We start from the raw sequence: 15140 nt of genomic DNA, 5'->3' as shown, positions 1-15140 counted from the left end.
GCTTTCTGCATTGTCTATCTCTGGCAAGAAATCCTTAAGAGCTGACTTAAGGAGCTAAAGAATTACGTTAACGGAGCGTTAATTCATACGCAGTCGGGGCGGCCGCTCCCATCAACCCGCGCTTTGATCATCTGAAGAAAACGAGCGTGACCAACACGAAAACCGGCAGCAGCAGGACGGAGGTCCAGGCCATGTATCCGAAGAAGCCGGGCATTGCGACGCCACCCGCCCGGGCAATTGCGTACACCATGAAGTTGGGCGCGTTGCCGATGTAGGAGTTTGCACCCATGAACACCGCACCGGCGGAAATTGCGGCAAGGGTCAAGGCGCCGTTCGTCATCAGATGCTTGGCATCGCCTCCGGCAAGCTCAAAGAAGACCAGATAGGTCGGCGCATTGTCGAGAAAGGATGAGAGCAGGCCGGTCAACCAGAAATATGCGGCATTGTTCGGCGTGCCGTCGGCGTTGGTGACCATGTTTACGACGGAGGCAAACGCGCCGGATTTGCCGGCGTTGAGAATCGCGAGCACGGGAATGATGGTGATGAAGATCGCGGCAAACAGCTTTGCCACTTCGATCATCGGGCCCCAAGAGAAGCCGTTCGCATCGTGGTCCTCCTTCGAGGTGACGGCCAGAGATGCGAACACGACGCCGATCATCACGGCATCGCGCAGGAGATTCTGCACCTGGAGATGCGTGCCGAGAACTTCAAATCCGCCGAGGTCGAGCTTGGCACTCAAGAGGATCGCAGCGATGATGACTCCCATCAAAGCGAAGTTGAGGCCGCCGCTGATCCGCAAGGGATTGTCCGGAGTTGGGTCCGGTTTGACGCGGCCTTCCTTGCGGTAGAGATAAGTGTCGATGCAAAAGAACAGGGCAAGCAGAATCCAGGCCGCGAACGTGGTCTGGGGAAACAGGTGTGTCGTCGTCCAGAAAAAGTCCACACCGCGCAGGAAGCCCAGAAACAGCGGCGGATCGCCCAAGGGAGAGAGTGAACCGCCGATGTTGGACACCAGAAAGATGAAGAAGATCACGACGTGTGCGTTGTGCCGACGGTCGTCATTGGCGCGAATGACTGGTCGGATCATGACCATTGAGGCGCCGGTCGTGCCGATGACGCTCGCGATCAGAGTGCCGAGAGCGAGCAGCAGCGTATTCAGGACGGGGGAGCCGTGAAGATTGCCGCGCACCACGATTCCGCCGGCGACGGTAAACAGAGCGAGGAGCAGCAGAATGAACGGGACGTATTCGAGCAGCGCCGTATGAACGAGCGCTTGGACGGTCGGAAGCGGGCCGTACCAGATTGCAAGCGGCAGCACGATCAGGGCGGCCCACATCGCGGCGATCTTGCCTTGGTGATGCTCCCAGAAGTGAGGCGCTGCGAGCGGAAATATGGCGATCGAGAGCAGCATGCCCGCGAATGGAAGCGCCCATTGCGGGCCAATGCTGGCACCATTGAGCGATGCGGCAAGCGCCTGCGAAGGAGATGCGACCAGGATCAGGAGCGCGGCCGGGAGCAGGCGCGCAACAACAAGGATGGCGGCAATCACGCTAGGCAAGGCTTCCCCCCGGAAGTCGATCATGTCGGTCGGCGCGCTTGACAGAACTTCGTCGCGGCCGAGATCGCGACGAAGTTCGAAGCCGGCGACTCCGAACCCGGCCGCAACAGAGCGTCAGCGTTGCAGGCGTGCGAGCAGGCTCGACGTATCCCAGCGCTTGCCGCCCATCTTCTCGACCTCGGAATAAAACTGATCGACCAGCGCGGTCACCGGCAGGTTGGCGCCGTTGCGGCGGGCTTCGGCGAGCGAGATCGAGAGGTCCTTGCGCATCCATTCGACAGCGAAGCCGAAATCGTACTTGCCCTCGTTCATGGTCTTGTAGCGGTTTTCCATCTGCCAGGACTGCGCGGCCCCTTTCGAGATGGTCTCGATCACTGCGGCGACGTCCAGGCCGCTCTTCTTGGCGAAATGGATGCCCTCCGAGAGGCCCTGCACCAGACCGGCGATGCAGATCTGGTTGACCATCTTGGTGAGCTGGCCGCTTCCGGCGGGCCCGAGCAGCTTGCACATCCGCGCATAGGCGCCCGTGATGATCGGCTCTGCCCCGGAATAGGCGTCCTGTGCGCCGCCGCACATCACCGTCAGCACGCCGTTCTCGGCGCCGGCCTGGCCGCCGGAGACGGGGGCGTCGACGAACTTGAAGCCGGCCTTGGCGGCGGCCGCGTCGAGCTCACGGGCGACCTCGGCAGAGGCGGTGGTGTGGTCGACGAAGGTCGCACCCTTCTTCATGCCGGCGAAGGCGCCGTCGGGGCCGATTGTGACCGCGCGCAGATCGTTGTCGTTGCCGACGCAGCACATCACGAAATCCTGACCCTCGGCGGCGGCCTTCGGGGTCGGTGCGGTCTTGCCGCTGAACTTGTCCGCCCATTCCTTCGCCTTCGCCGCGGTGCGGTTGTAGACGGTGACCTCATGGCCCCCTTTTTTCACGAGGTGTCCGGCCATGGGAAAGCCCATCACGCCAAGACCGAGGAAAGCGACTTTAGCCATTGTGGTACCTTGTCCGTAGTTCGGGTTTACGGTTCTTGCCAGGCGAGGGGCGCCTGGGTTCCGCAGTGAGGGCGGATTGGAGGCGCACCATAAACCCTTGAGGCCAGAGGGCAACGGCTTCGTTTGGCGGCCTCCTGTGCTAGGCTGGCGACCCAAGGACTTCAAAACAAGGGAGCGAAAGCATGGGCGGCGTGAGCGTGGGCGTCCTCGATCATTTCAACATCCGGACCCGGAATCTGGCCGAGACCGTCCGCTTCTACGAAGACGTGCTGGGCCTGGAAAAAGGCGCGCGGCCGAACTTCGCCTTCCCGGGCGCCTGGATGTACAGCGAGGGCAGGCCGGTGGTGCACCTCGTCGACATTGCCCCGACCGACGAGCCACAAAAGCCGGATTCCGGCGTTGTCCACCATGTCGCCTTCGCAAGTCGCGGCTTTGACGGCATGAAACAGCGGCTGGCGTCAAAGGGGATGAAGTTCGAGTCCCGCCAGGTGCCCGGCGGCGATCTCTGGCAGATCTTCGTCCACGACCCCAACGGGGTCATGATCGAGCTGAACTACGAGGCCGCCCGGGAGCAGGGGGCGGCGCCGGCCGAAAAGGCTGACGATATCGGCAGGCAGTAGCCTTTTGGGCGTTTCCGCTCTAATGGGGCATCCTCAACTCTAGGAGATGCGCTTTGAGCGTGACGCAGCAACAGGTTCTCGACAGCCTCAAGGGGGTCCAGTCGCCCCGCGGGGTCTCGCTCCCCCATGCCAACGTGCTGAGCGCGATCAGCGCCTCCGACGGCAAGGTATTCTTCTCGATCAATGTCGACGCCGCCGAGGCAAGGGCCTGGGAATCCGTCCGGGCCGAAGCGGAAGCCGCCGTGCGCAGCATTCCCGGCGTCACCACCGTCATGGTGGCACTGACCGCCGAGCGCAAGCCGGGCTCCGCGCCGCCGCCACCCCCGCAGCCGAGCCGCGGCGCGCCCGGCGTGCAGCCGGCCCATGCCCACAAGCCGCCGCAGGGCGGCGGGTCCCCGATGGCGCGGCAATCGGAAATTCCCGGCGTTGCCGCCGTGATCGCGGTCGCCTCCGGCAAGGGCGGCGTCGGCAAGTCGACCACGGCGCTCAATCTGGCGCTCGGCCTGCGCGACCTCGGCCTCAAGGTCGGGCTGCTCGATGCCGATATCTACGGCCCCTCGGTGCCGCGCCTGACGGGCCTGCGCGACAAGCCGGAGCTGAACGACGAGCGCAAGATGATTCCGCTTCGGCGCTTCGGCCTCGCCATCATGTCGATCGGCTTCCTGGTCGAGGAGGAGACCGCGATGATCTGGCGCGGCCCGATGGTGATGTCGGCGGTGACCCAGATGCTGCGCGACGTCGAATGGGGCAAGCTCGACGTATTGGTCGTCGACATGCCGCCGGGCACCGGCGACGCCCAGCTCACGCTGGCGCAGAACGTGCCGCTCAAGGGCGCCGTGATCGTCTCGACCCCGCAGGACCTGTCCCTGATCGACGCGCGGCGGGGGCTTGCCATGTTCAAGAAGGTCAACGTGCCCGTGCTCGGGATCGTGGAGAACATGAGCTACTTCCAATGTCCGCATTGCGGCACGCGGTCGGACATTTTCGGCCATGGCGGCGCCCGGCATGAGGCTGAGAAGCTCGGGGTGCCATTCCTGGGCGAGATCCCCCTGCACATGGCGATTCGCGCCACCTCGGACGCCGGCAATCCCGTCGTCGACAGCGAACCGGACGGCCCTCATGCGGCGATCTACCGCGCCATTGCCGGCCAGGTCCGGGACCAGCTCAAGGGCGTCATTGCCGCGGCCTGACCGGTCGCCGCGGCAGGCTCCTGGGACATGCGACTTTCGTAGAGCCCCGTCATGTCATTGTCGCGTTCCGAAACCGGGCTGGCCGTGTTAAAGGCCCACGGCAGTCAAGCCCCCTTCGGTTCGACGCGACGATCCACGCGTCGCCGGAACGCGCGGCGGCATAAGAGAAGCCAAGGGGAAACGCCCCAGCAAGGAGAGACCTGAAGATGAAGCGTCGTGATTTTCTCAAAGTGTCGGCAGCAGGCGCGGCGGCGACCGCAGTGGCCTCGCCGGCGATCGCACAGTCCTCGCCCGAGGTGAAGTGGCGCCTGACTTCGAGCTTCCCGAAGTCGCTCGACACCATCTATGGCGGCGCCGAGCAGGTGGCGAAGTACGTCGCCGAGATGACTGACAACAAGTTCCAGATTCAGGTGTTCGCCGCCGGCGAAATCGTCCCCGGCCTGCAGGCGCTCGATGCGACCTCGAACGGCACGGTCGATATGTGCCACACCGTGTCCTACTACTACGTCGGCAAGGACCCGACCTTCGCAATCTTCGCCTCGGTGCCGTTCGGCCTCAACGCGCGCCAGCAGAATTCGTGGCTCTATCAGGGCGGCGGCAACGAGCTCGCCAACGAGTTCTTCAAGAAATCGAACGTGATCGGCTTCCCCTGCGGCAACACCGGCGCGCAGATGGGCGGCTGGTTCCGCAAGGAGATCAAGACCGTCGCCGACCTCTCCGGCCTGAAGATGCGCATCGGCGGCATCGCCGGCCAGGTGTTTCAGAAGGTCGGCGTGGTGCCGCAGCAGCTCGCCGGCGGCGACATCTATCCCGCGCTGGAGAAGGGCACCATCGACGCCGCCGAGTGGGTCGGGCCTTACGATGACGAGAAACTCGGCTTCGCCAAGGTCGCCAAGTACTACTATTATCCGGGCTTCTGGGAGGGCGGTCCGACCGTCCACGCCTTCGCCAACCTGGAAAAGTTCAATGCGCTGCCGAAGAACTACCAGGCGATCCTCACCAACGCGACGGCGACCGCCAACAGCTGGATGGCTGCGCGCTATGACATGCAGAACCCGGCGGCGCTGAAGCGCCTGGTCGCCGGCGGCACCCAGCTTCGTCCGTTCACCAACGAGGTGCTGGAAGCCTGCCTCAAGGCGACCAACGAGCTCTGGGCCGAGATCTCAGGCAAGAACGCCGACTTCAAGAAGGCGATCGATGCCATGCAGGCCTACCGCTCCGACGAATATCTGTGGTGGCAGGTTGCCGAATATACCTACGACAGCTTCATGATCCGCTCGCGCACCCGCGGCTGATCTACGGCTCAGGTCGTAAGACTGGAGAAGCCCGGCCTCGCTCGCGAGGCCGGGCTTTTTCTTTGCCGCAGTGCGATCGGGATGGCATTCGGCCGCGTGATGTTCCATTCTGTCGGCCAAGCCTCGCAAAGAAGGCTCCACAAATCAGATCCATCAGGGCAGGAAATCATGAAGAGAAGAGACTTCATCAAGGTCACAGGACTTGGTGCGGCCGGCGCCGCGACGCTCGCGGCTCCCGCGATCGCGCAGTCGATGCCGGAAATCAAATGGCGCATGCCGACGAGCTGGCCGAAATCGCTCGACACGCTGTTTGGCGGCGCCGAGATGATGTGCAAGATGGTCGCCGAGGCGACCGACAACAAATTCCAGATCCAGATCTTCGCGGCCGGCGAGATCGTGCCGGGCCTGCAGGTGCTCGACGCCGTGCAGAACGGCACCTGCGAGATCGGCCACACCGCGTCCTATTACTATTTCGGCAAGGACCCGACCTTCACCTTTGGCTCGGCCGTGCCGTTCGGTCCCAACATGCGCATCAACCAGGCCTGGTACATGCTGGGCGGCGGCCGCGACGTGCTCAACGAGTTCTACAAGGGCTACAACGTCGTCTCGCTGCTCGCGGGCAACACCGGCTGCCAGATGGGCGGCTGGTTCAGGAAAGAGGTCAACACGCCCGACGATCTCAAAGGCATGAAGTTCCGCATCGGTGGCTTCACCGGCCGCGTGCTCCAGAAGCTCGGCGTGGTGCCGCAGCAGCTCGCCGGCGGCGATATCTATCCGGCGCTGGAGAAGGGCACGATCGACGCCGCCGAATGGGTCGGGCCCTATGACGACGAGAAGCTCGGCTTCTACAAGATCGCGCCGCACTATTATTATCCCGGCTGGTGGGAAGGCGGACCGATGCTGATGGCCTTCGTCAACCTCGACAAGTGGAACGCGCTGCCGAAATATTACCAGAGCGTGCTGGAGCAGGCCGGCCACTACGCCAACAACTACATGATGGCCCGCTACGACAACGCCAATCCGCTGGCGTTGAGGAAGCTGCTGGCGGGCGGTACCAAGCTGCACGCCTTCTCGCCTTCGATCATGGATGCCTGCTACAAGGCCGCCAAGGAGCTGCACGCCGAAGTCGCTGCGACCAATCCGAACTTCAAGAAGGTGCACGACTCGCTCGCCAAGTTCACGAGCGACGGCTACTCCTGGTTCCAGGTGGCCGAGGTCGGCTACGACATCTTCATGGCGCGGCGCTCGCAGAGCTGATCGCCTTGTCCCTCGCATGCAGCGCCCCGGAGCGATCGCTCCGGGGCGCTGTCATTGGGGCATTCCAAAGGACGTCCAGACAAAAACCTGCAAAACAACCCCATGCACAGTAGACGGGGGCAGGTTTATCAATGACTTGGCGGTCTATGGCGCGGGCCTTGCTGAATTACCGAACTCCCTTGTCGCGTCGGGCAAAACAGTGGTAGAATCCTATGATCGAGAAATCCGAATTACGGCTCGGGTGCGGGGCTTCGATTCCCATGAAGTCAAAAGAGCATTGAGTTCGATGCTCGCCGGACCTAGTGCCCGCCGCCCGCCGGCGAGGCCTTCGGCTTGCCTGTCAGGAGCAGTGCGATGCCTGCCAGCAGCAGTACGATGCCAACCACGGCAAAGGTGTCGCTGAAGCCCATCACCAGCGCCTGCTGCTTGACTGTCTTGCCGAGCGCTACAATGGCCTGATGCCGGGCGCCGGCCGGGTCGGTCATGCCGTGGGCCATGAAATAGTCCGTCATCGCAGCAATCCGCTCGCGCACTTCCTCGCGGCCGAGATCGACGGATTGGCCGATGATGTTGGAATGGAACTGCTCGCGCTTGGTCACGATGGTCGAGAGCAAGGCGGTGCCGATCGCGCCCCCGAGGTTACGCATCATGTTGGAGATGCCTGAGGCCGCCGGCGCATCCTGCGGTGCTACGCTGCCGAGCGAGATCGCGCTCAGCGGCGTCAGCAGCAGGGCCTGGCCGACGGCACGAACGATATTGGGAATCAGGAACTGGTCGCCGGAATAGTCCGGTGACATCGCCGTGTTGAGAAACGAGCTCGCCGCGAAGATCGCCGTGCCGGCGAAGGCGATCAGGCGGATGTCGAAGCGTTGCATCAGCTTCGGCACCAATGGAATGAGCAGGAGCTGGGGCAGCCCGGTCCAGGCCAGCACAGTGCCGATCTGCTCGGCATTGTAGCGCTGCACCTGGCCCAGATAGGCCGGCAGCAAATAGATCGAGCCGAACAGGGCAAAGCCGATGAAGACGCCCGCGAGGGTACCGAGTCCGAAGCTGCGCTGGGTCAGTAACCGCAGGCGCAGCAGCGGCTTCTCGATCAGCAATTCGTTGGCGACGAACACGGCGAGACTGACCGCGGCCACGATCGCGAGTTTCACGATGAAGAGAGAGCCGAACCAGTCGTTCTTGTTGCCTTCTTCGAGCACCGCCTGCAGCGCGGACAGGCCGATCGCCATGGTGGCGATGCCAAACCAGTCGCCCTCGCGGAGCAGGGCAAGGTTCAGCGGCTGCCGCTCGAGGGTCAGATAGAGCAGCGTCACCATCACTGCCGTCGGCGCAACGTTGACGAAGAAGATGGTCTGCCAGCCGTAATTTTCAGTGAGGTAGCCGCCGATGGTGGGGCCGATCGCCGGCGCGAAGGTGACTGCCAGCGAGAACATGGCAAGCCCGATCGGCTGCTGCGCCTTCGGCAGCTTGGTGAACACCAGCGTGAACGCCATGGGGATCAACACGCCGCCGAAAAACCCCTGGAAGGCGCGAAACGCGATCATAGTCGGGAGATCGGTGGCGAACGCACAGGCGACCGAAAAGGCGGCAAACAGGCTTGCAAAGCTCAGCATGATGTTGCGAAAGGAAAACACGCGGCTGAGATAATCGGTGAGGGGGATCACCACGATCTCGCCGATCAGGTAGGAGGTCGAGATCCAGGAGCCGTTGTCGACGCCGGTGCCGATGCCGCCCTCGATATTGAGCAGCGAGGCGTTGGTGATCTGGATGTTGAGGATCGCCATGAACGCCCCAACCATGGCGGCGAGGATCGCGACCCACACGGTCGCGCTGGCGCGCGCGGATTGGGCGGTTAGCGGGACCGGGGTTGGCGCCTGGCGCGCTGCCGGTGTCGGGTGGGTGAGGACGAGGTCTGACATGACATCACCTTGGATCACCTTTGCGTTGCGAGCTGCGCCAGAGCGGGCGCCGGAGATTTGGACTGCGAAGCTTCCTTCACGGCCGACTTCGTCTGAATTCGCGGGATGACCGACATGCCCGGCCGCAGCCCGGCCGCTTCGCTGTCGAGCAAGATTTTCACGGGTATGCGCTGCACGATTTTGGTGAAGTTGCCGGTGGCATTGTCCGGCGGCAGCAGAGCGAATTCCTGACCGCTCGCCGGTGCAAGGCTATCGACATGACCCTGCACGGCCCTGCCGGGGAACATGTCGACCTCGATCTCGACCGGCTGGCCGGCGCGGACCTCGCCGAGCTGTGTTTCCTTGAAATTGGCGATCACATAGGCGCCATTCGACGGGACCAGCGACATCAATTGGGTGCCGGCCTGAACGTACTGACCGACGCGCAGGGTGCGGTTGCCGACGATGCCATCGATCGGTGCGGTGATCGTGGTGTAGGAAAGATTGAGTTCGGCCTGACGTTGGAGCGCCTTGACGCGCGCGTCTGTCGCCACGGCTTGCGCCAGCTCCGCCTTCAGAAGCTCAACCTGTCTTTGGGCAGAAGCGAGGTTCGCCTTGTCGCGTTCGATGGAGGCGAGGGCAGCCTTGTCGCGCGCCTCCGCGTTCTGCGCATTCTGCAGGCTGCCATAGCCCGTGGTCGCCAGGTCGGTGTAGCGCTTGTTTTCCTGGGCGGTGAAGACGCGCGCGGCCATGTCGACTTTGAGCGTTGCCTCGGCCGCTTCGATCACGGACTGCTGCACGTCGAGCTGTGCGTGCTTGCTGGCGACCGCTGCGGCAGACGCAGCAACGTCGGCCCTGGCTTGATCGAGCGCGACCTTGAAATCGCGGTCATCAATCCGCGCCAGCACTTGGCCCGCCTTGACGTATTGATTGTCGCCGGCAAGAACCTGGTTCAGATAGCCGGAGATCTTCGGGGCAATCGTAGTGTTGTCGGCCTTCACATAGGCATCATCGGTCGAAACGGTGAAACGTCCGACGGTCCAGTAATCCCAGCCGTACCAGGAGGCAGCGGCGAGCAGGGCGACCGTGGCGCCGGCAAGAAGGAGGCGCTTTAGCCCGCTTTTTCCCGCGTGCTTGGCAGAAACTGCCTCGAGGTCGGCGTCTGGAGCCGGCGCGGGCACGCTGGAGTCCCCGGTTTCAGCCTGCAGTTCCCGGCCAGATTGGAGAGAGGTGACTTGACCGCTTGCGAGTTGGGCGCCCATGGCTGGCCTCCGCTAATTAGGAAACTTGATATTTTCCAAAATAGGCGCCACATTCGGACTTTCAATGGAATGTCAGCCATCATCAAAAGGCATGACTGACCATCGCGATCACGAAGGCGAGAGCAATGGCAAAAGCGAAGGTCGAACAAACGGAGAGACATGCCGGATCGGAGGCGCCGCGCGGGCGCGGCCGGCCGCAGGTCAGGTCGGACGAGGAGACGCGCACCGTGATTCTGGACGCCGCTCGTCATGAGTTCGCGTCGGCGGGTTATGCGGCGACCAGCATCGAAATTGTGGCGCGCAGTGCGGGCGTATCCACGAAGACGCTTTACCGGTTGATCCCGAACAAGGCCGCACTGTTCGAGGCGGTGATCACCGACAGGCTGGATCGCTTCGTCTCCCAGGTCCGGCTCAAAGCGTGCGATGGCGATGATATCGAAAGTGCGTTGCGAGAGGCGCTGATCGTCTGCGGCGAGTTGATCCTTGATGAGGATGTCATCGCGCTCCAGCGCGCGATTCTCGGCGAGAGCAAGAATTTTCCCGAGATGGCGCAGACCTTCTACCAGAAGGCGATCAGGCGTACCGAAAGCACGCTGGCGAATTGGCTCAAGGTGCAGGCGGAGCGCGGCCTCATCGCGGTTGGTGAGACCGATCTGGCTGCCGGCATGCTGCTCGGCATGCTCGCATTCCAGCCGCAACGCGCCGCGCTGTTCGGCCGTGCTGCGCTGCCGGGCCGAAAGGAGTTGGAGCGGCGCGCAAGCGCTTGCGCCGCATTGTTCGTGAAGGGCTGCTCTGTGGCGACATGATCGGAGAGCGGCTCAAGGTCTTGCGCGGCAGCCAAGCTCCGACGTCTCGCTTGTCGAAGCTGGGCTCACGCGAGATATCCGGAAACACCGTCCCACAGCAATTTCAAGGCGGTGACGACCAGCAAAGCGTAGCAGGCCCGGAAGATCTGCTTCTGATCCAGCTTTGCATGAAACCGCCACCCCAGCCATACCCCGACGGGGATGGCGAACAGGCAGGCCGCCATGACTATCCAGACGTTGCCCGCAGGCCGCACCAGCAGCAGCCATGGCACCGCCTTGGTCGCATTGCCCACCGTGAAGAACAGGCTCGTCGTGCCGGCATAGACGTCCTTGCTGAGGCCAAGCGGCAGCAGATACATCGCAAGCGGTGGTCCGCCCGAATGCGCAACCATGGTCGTGACGCCTGAGGCCAAGCCCGCAGCGACGGCTTTCGGCGACGAACGCGCCCGAACGGTCACCTGCGAACCGCCGACAAACCACATGCCGACAAAGATCAGGGTCACGACCGCCATCACGATCGCCACGGCGCGATGGTCGAGCACGCGGAATAGCAGATAGCCGCATCCGATGCCGATCAGGAGACCAGGCAACAGCAGCACAATATCCGGCTTCGACCAGGTCGATGGCTTCCAGTAGCGTAGCGCGAACAGGTCCATCGCGATGAATAGGGGGGCGAGCAGGCCGCCCGCCGTCACCGGATCCATCACGAGGGAGAGCAGCGGAATGCCGACGATCGAAAACCCGCCGCCGAAGGCGCCCTTCATGAAGCAGATCAGGAAGACGCCCGCGAAGGCGATCAGGACCGTGCTGACTGTCAGCTCCATGGGTGTGCTCTAGAACCAAGCTCGGTGCAATCGGCCAATTTCCGATCGTTAAGCCCAAAATGATCCGTAATTGATAGCGTATCAATATAAACATTGAACTCGGTGCAATTTCGCGAGTTCCGTCTCGCGAATGCAATTGGATGATAGACGTCATATTGACTTGTGGGGCTGTCGAATAGTTGCGCAAGGTACCAAGAGAACCGCCATCGGGTTCGGCGCGAGCGGGCGCGTGTCGTGGAAGCGGCGTTCGGGAATTTGGTCAGGGCGGTCGAACATCGAAGCCCAGCAGATCCGCAACTCTGCTTGAAGCGGCCCGATAGAACTTTTCGTCCGACAGCTCTTACGAGCCTGGTAGCGGTTTGACCTGTCGGGCAGAACAGTGAAAGAATGGAAGTAGCGAATAAATCCGAAATATGGTGGAGCGACGAGCGACCAGTTGGCGGAATTGAGAGCGGCCTTTGGGGAGCATTGTATCAGGCCAGATTAGCGGTCGCAGATTGGTCGAGCCCCACTAGCGAACGACGCCGGCCGCGTCATCCGTGCTCGGAATGAGCCAATCTATTCCGAGCAGGCCAGTCTCGAGGACGATGAAGGCGGCAATGCCGCCGAGCCAGCCGAAGAAGACGATCGAGAAGGTGGCCAGCAAGATCGCGCAAAAGACGTCAGAGAGCACCTTGCAGATGCGGAGGTCTCGGTCTTGGCCGGCTGGGAAGTACGGCATCGGGCTGCTCCAAGCGCGATCCTGAGCCTTGGATCAACCCTGTTCAAAAGCAGATGTTCCTTCAGATCAATTCTTCGGCTGACCGAAATCGAGTGGCGGTGGCAGCTCGACGTCCGGGATCTCGATCTTGATCTTGTCCAGGTCCACTTTCACGGGCGCATCCAGCAGTGCCGTCACCGTGATCGGGAAGGCGATGACGACCGCGACCATGATCGCCTGCAGGCCGATCCAGGGCATTGCGCCCCAGTAGATGTCCGAGCTCTTGACCTCCTTCGGTGCCACGCCGCGCAGGTAGAACAAGGCGAAGCCGAAGGGGGGATGCAGGAAAGAGGTCTGCATGTTGACGCAAAGCATGACACCGAACCAGATCAAGGCGGCGTCTGCACCCACAACCGGGGTAAGCAGCTTCTGCGCGATCGGCGCAATCATCGGGATGATGATGAAAGCGATCTCGAAGAAATCGAGGAAGAAGGCGATGAAGAAGATGAACAGGTTGATGAAGATCAGGAAGCCCCAGACACCGCCGGGCAGCGACGTCAGCATGTGCTCCAACCAGACACCACCGTTGCAGCCGAGAAAGACGATCGAGAAGCAAGTCGATCCGATCAAAATGAAAGTCACCATGCAGGTGATGCGCATGGTGGTCTCATAGCCCTGCTTGACCAGGGTGCGCAGGTCGGGAATCCTGATCGCCTCGATGCAGACCCAGGCCACCGCGAGATAGGCAATTGCAAAGGCGATCTTGAACGGCAGATTCGGCGTGAAGTAGATGCCGATGATGGTGCCGACGCCGGCAGCGGCGACGCCGAGGAGCAAGACCTTGTGACCGGCGGAGCTGAAATCCTTGTGATGGATGACGGCGAGGACGATCGCGCCGACGGCGCCCATCGCGCCCGCTTCGGTCGGCGTGGCGAGGCCCAGCATCATCGTGCCGAGCACCACGAAGATCAGAACGGCGGACGGAATGATGCCCAGAAGGCATTTGCGCCAGAGCGCCCAGCCCTTGAGCGTCCTCGCTTCCTTGGGCACGGCCGGGACATGGCCGGGCTTAACGATGCTCAGGGCGAAGGTGTAACCCGCGAACAGCGCGATCTGGAGGATCGATGGCCCCCAGGCGCCCAGATACATGTCGCCCACCGACTTGCCGAGCTGGTCCGCGAGCACGATCAGAACCAGCGAAGGAGGCACCAGCTGGGTTATGGTGCCGGAGGCCGCGAGCACGCCGGTGATGTAGCGCATGTTGTAGCCGTAGCGGATCATGACCGGCATCGAGATCAGCGCCATCGCGATCACCTGCGCGGCCACGGTGCCTGTGATGGCACCGAGGATGAAGCCGACGATGATCACGGAATAGCCGAGACCGCCGCGAACGGGGCCGAACAGCTGCCCCATCGAATCCAGCATGTCCTCTGCGAGGCCGCATCGTTCGAGGATCGCGCCCATGAACGTGAAGAATGGGATCGCCAGCAGCAGCTCGTTGGCCAGGACGCTGCCGTAGATGCGCTCCGGGATCGCCTGGAGGAAGCTGAACCCGAAAAATCCCAAATGGATCGCGAGAAATCCGAACGAAAGCCCGAGGGCGGCCAGCGTGAAGGCGACCGGAAAGCCGATCAGCATCGCCAGGACAAGTCCGCCGAACATCAGCGGCGGCATCATCTCGATCGTGATCATTGGGTGGGCCGCTCGTATTTCGCATCGATGGTGACTTCGCCGCGCAAGGCGGCGGCGCGCTTGATGACCTCCGAAATACCTTGCAAAGCCACCATGAAGAATCCGGCCGGCAGGACAAACTTGATCGGCCAACGCATGAGGCCGCCGGCATTGTTGGACATTTCGCCGATGATGAACGAGTTGTAGAACATCGCCCATGACAGGTAGCTGAGCAGCAGGCAGGCCGGGATCAGGAAGACCAATGTCCCGATCAGGTCCAGCCACAGCTGGCCGCGTTCGGGGAGCATGAGATAGAGGATTTCGACGCGGACGTGCTCGTTACGCTTGAAGGTGTAGGACGCGCCGAACATCACCACGACGGCGAACATGTACCACTGCGTTTCGAGCCAGCTGTTCGAGCTGTAGCTGAATGCGTAGCGGATCATCGCATTGGCAGCGCTGACCAGGCAGGCCGCGAGCACCAGAATGTTGCAGACGTTACCGATCTTTTCGTTCAGCCAGTCGATCGCCGTACTTATCGCCAACAATGGGCGCATTGAAGAATTTTCCCCGCTCGCCGAGTGCTGAGCCCAGACGAGCAGGACAGCGATGCTGCATTAGCAGCCTCCAGGTCTGCGCGGAGCTCGTTCACCCTCCTGATGCTTCCGCTCGTTCTTGTTGTCGGTTTTCGCCGAGGCATGTGATGTCCCGGCCGCGCGTGAAGCAAGACACCTTTACTGTCGACAGTTTTCTGGTCAACAGAAAAAATGGACAGCTTGCCGCACGGGCCAAGAGCGCGGTTCGTCGACGTCCATCTAACCTTCGACCTCGTACTGCTTGCTGAGGTGATCGCCGATCTGGACCAGCATGGCAACGCATTCGGGATAGCCGGGCCGGTCCGAGGTCGTCTGATCTGCGCTGGCTCGAAACTCCCAGGACTTGCCGTCGCGCAGGACCGAGATCGTCATCCCTTCGGGACAGTCGGCGTGAACCTTCAACTCGGCCTTCGCCATGGCGATGAGCTCGCTTTCGGTCTTCACAGGTTTGCTCATGAAGCTCATCCTTTAAG

The 15140-nt window shown here is 62.3% G+C and carries 14 protein-coding genes; 5 read left to right on the top strand and 9 right to left on the bottom strand.

Features of this window, described 5'->3' with window-relative positions:
• Positions 1-127 precede the first annotated feature (127 nt).
• Positions 128-1558, bottom strand: a complete 1431-nt coding sequence (locus AC24YW_RS03245) for a sodium:proton antiporter (protein WP_487481344.1) — start codon at positions 1556-1558, stop codon at positions 128-130.
• Between the two features lie 114 nt (positions 1559-1672).
• Positions 1673-2545, bottom strand: coding sequence for an NAD(P)-dependent oxidoreductase (locus AC24YW_RS03240; protein ID WP_487481343.1), 873 nt, complete (start codon positions 2543-2545; stop codon positions 1673-1675).
• A gap of 182 nt (positions 2546-2727) precedes the next feature.
• Here AC24YW_RS03240 and AC24YW_RS03235 point away from each other — a divergent pair, with 182 nt between their 5' ends.
• The 4 genes from AC24YW_RS03235 (at position 2728) to AC24YW_RS03220 (ending at position 6907) form a co-directional block, all read left to right on the top strand.
• Positions 2728-3165, top strand: a complete 438-nt coding sequence (locus AC24YW_RS03235; RefSeq protein ID WP_487481342.1) for a VOC family protein — start codon at positions 2728-2730, stop codon at positions 3163-3165.
• Positions 3166-3218: 53 nt separating this feature from the next.
• Positions 3219-4355, top strand: a complete 1137-nt coding sequence (locus tag AC24YW_RS03230; protein ID WP_487481341.1) for an Mrp/NBP35 family ATP-binding protein — start codon at positions 3219-3221, stop codon at positions 4353-4355.
• A gap of 206 nt (positions 4356-4561) precedes the next feature.
• Positions 4562-5650, top strand: a complete 1089-nt coding sequence (locus AC24YW_RS03225; RefSeq protein ID WP_487481340.1) for a TRAP transporter substrate-binding protein — start codon at positions 4562-4564, stop codon at positions 5648-5650.
• Between the two features lie 168 nt (positions 5651-5818).
• Complete coding sequence (locus AC24YW_RS03220) at positions 5819-6907, top strand: TRAP transporter substrate-binding protein (protein WP_487481339.1); 1089 nt, start codon at positions 5819-5821, stop codon at positions 6905-6907.
• A 299-nt stretch (positions 6908-7206) separates the two neighbouring features.
• Here AC24YW_RS03220 and AC24YW_RS03215 read toward each other — a convergent pair whose 3' ends face one another.
• Positions 7207-8829: an MDR family MFS transporter gene (locus AC24YW_RS03215; RefSeq protein ID WP_487481338.1), complete on the bottom strand. Its 1623-nt coding sequence runs from the start codon at positions 8827-8829 to the stop codon at positions 7207-7209.
• Between the two features lie 14 nt (positions 8830-8843).
• Positions 8844-10070: an HlyD family secretion protein gene (locus AC24YW_RS03210; RefSeq protein ID WP_487481337.1), complete on the bottom strand. Its 1227-nt coding sequence runs from the start codon at positions 10068-10070 to the stop codon at positions 8844-8846.
• Positions 10071-10297: 227 nt separating this feature from the next.
• Here AC24YW_RS03210 and AC24YW_RS03205 point away from each other — a divergent pair, with 227 nt between their 5' ends.
• The gene (locus AC24YW_RS03205; protein ID WP_487481336.1) at positions 10298-10876 is read left to right on the top strand and encodes a TetR/AcrR family transcriptional regulator; all 579 of its coding nucleotides are present in this window, start codon (positions 10298-10300) and stop codon (positions 10874-10876) included.
• Positions 10877-10941: 65 nt separating this feature from the next.
• On the opposite strand, the gene AC24YW_RS03200 is transcribed toward AC24YW_RS03205, so the two are convergent.
• From AC24YW_RS03200 to AC24YW_RS03180, 5 genes are all read right to left on the bottom strand, one after another.
• Positions 10942-11700, bottom strand: a complete 759-nt coding sequence (locus tag AC24YW_RS03200) for a sulfite exporter TauE/SafE family protein (RefSeq protein WP_487481335.1) — start codon at positions 11698-11700, stop codon at positions 10942-10944.
• A gap of 511 nt (positions 11701-12211) precedes the next feature.
• Positions 12212-12421 carry a hypothetical protein gene (locus AC24YW_RS03195; RefSeq protein WP_487481334.1) on the bottom strand — a complete coding sequence of 70 codons (210 nt, stop codon included), beginning with the start codon at positions 12419-12421 and terminating at the stop codon, positions 12212-12214.
• 66 nt (positions 12422-12487) lie between these two features.
• Positions 12488-14092 (bottom strand): TRAP transporter large permease, encoded by a 1605-nt coding sequence (locus tag AC24YW_RS03190; protein ID WP_487481333.1) that lies wholly within the window; start codon positions 14090-14092, stop codon positions 12488-12490.
• Positions 14089-14628 carry a TRAP transporter small permease subunit gene (locus AC24YW_RS03185; RefSeq protein ID WP_487481332.1) on the bottom strand — a complete coding sequence of 180 codons (540 nt, stop codon included), beginning with the start codon at positions 14626-14628 and terminating at the stop codon, positions 14089-14091. The genes AC24YW_RS03190 and AC24YW_RS03185 overlap by 4 nt, the downstream gene beginning before the upstream one ends.
• 258 nt (positions 14629-14886) lie before the next feature.
• Entirely contained in the window at positions 14887-15123 is a 237-nt protein-coding gene (locus tag AC24YW_RS03180) for a hypothetical protein (RefSeq protein WP_487481331.1), read from the bottom strand.
• Positions 15124-15140: the final 17 nt, after the last annotated feature.

It is taken from the genome of Bradyrhizobium sp. USDA3516, assembly GCF_057651995.1.
This window is presented reverse-complemented; position numbering and strand designations above follow the sequence as displayed.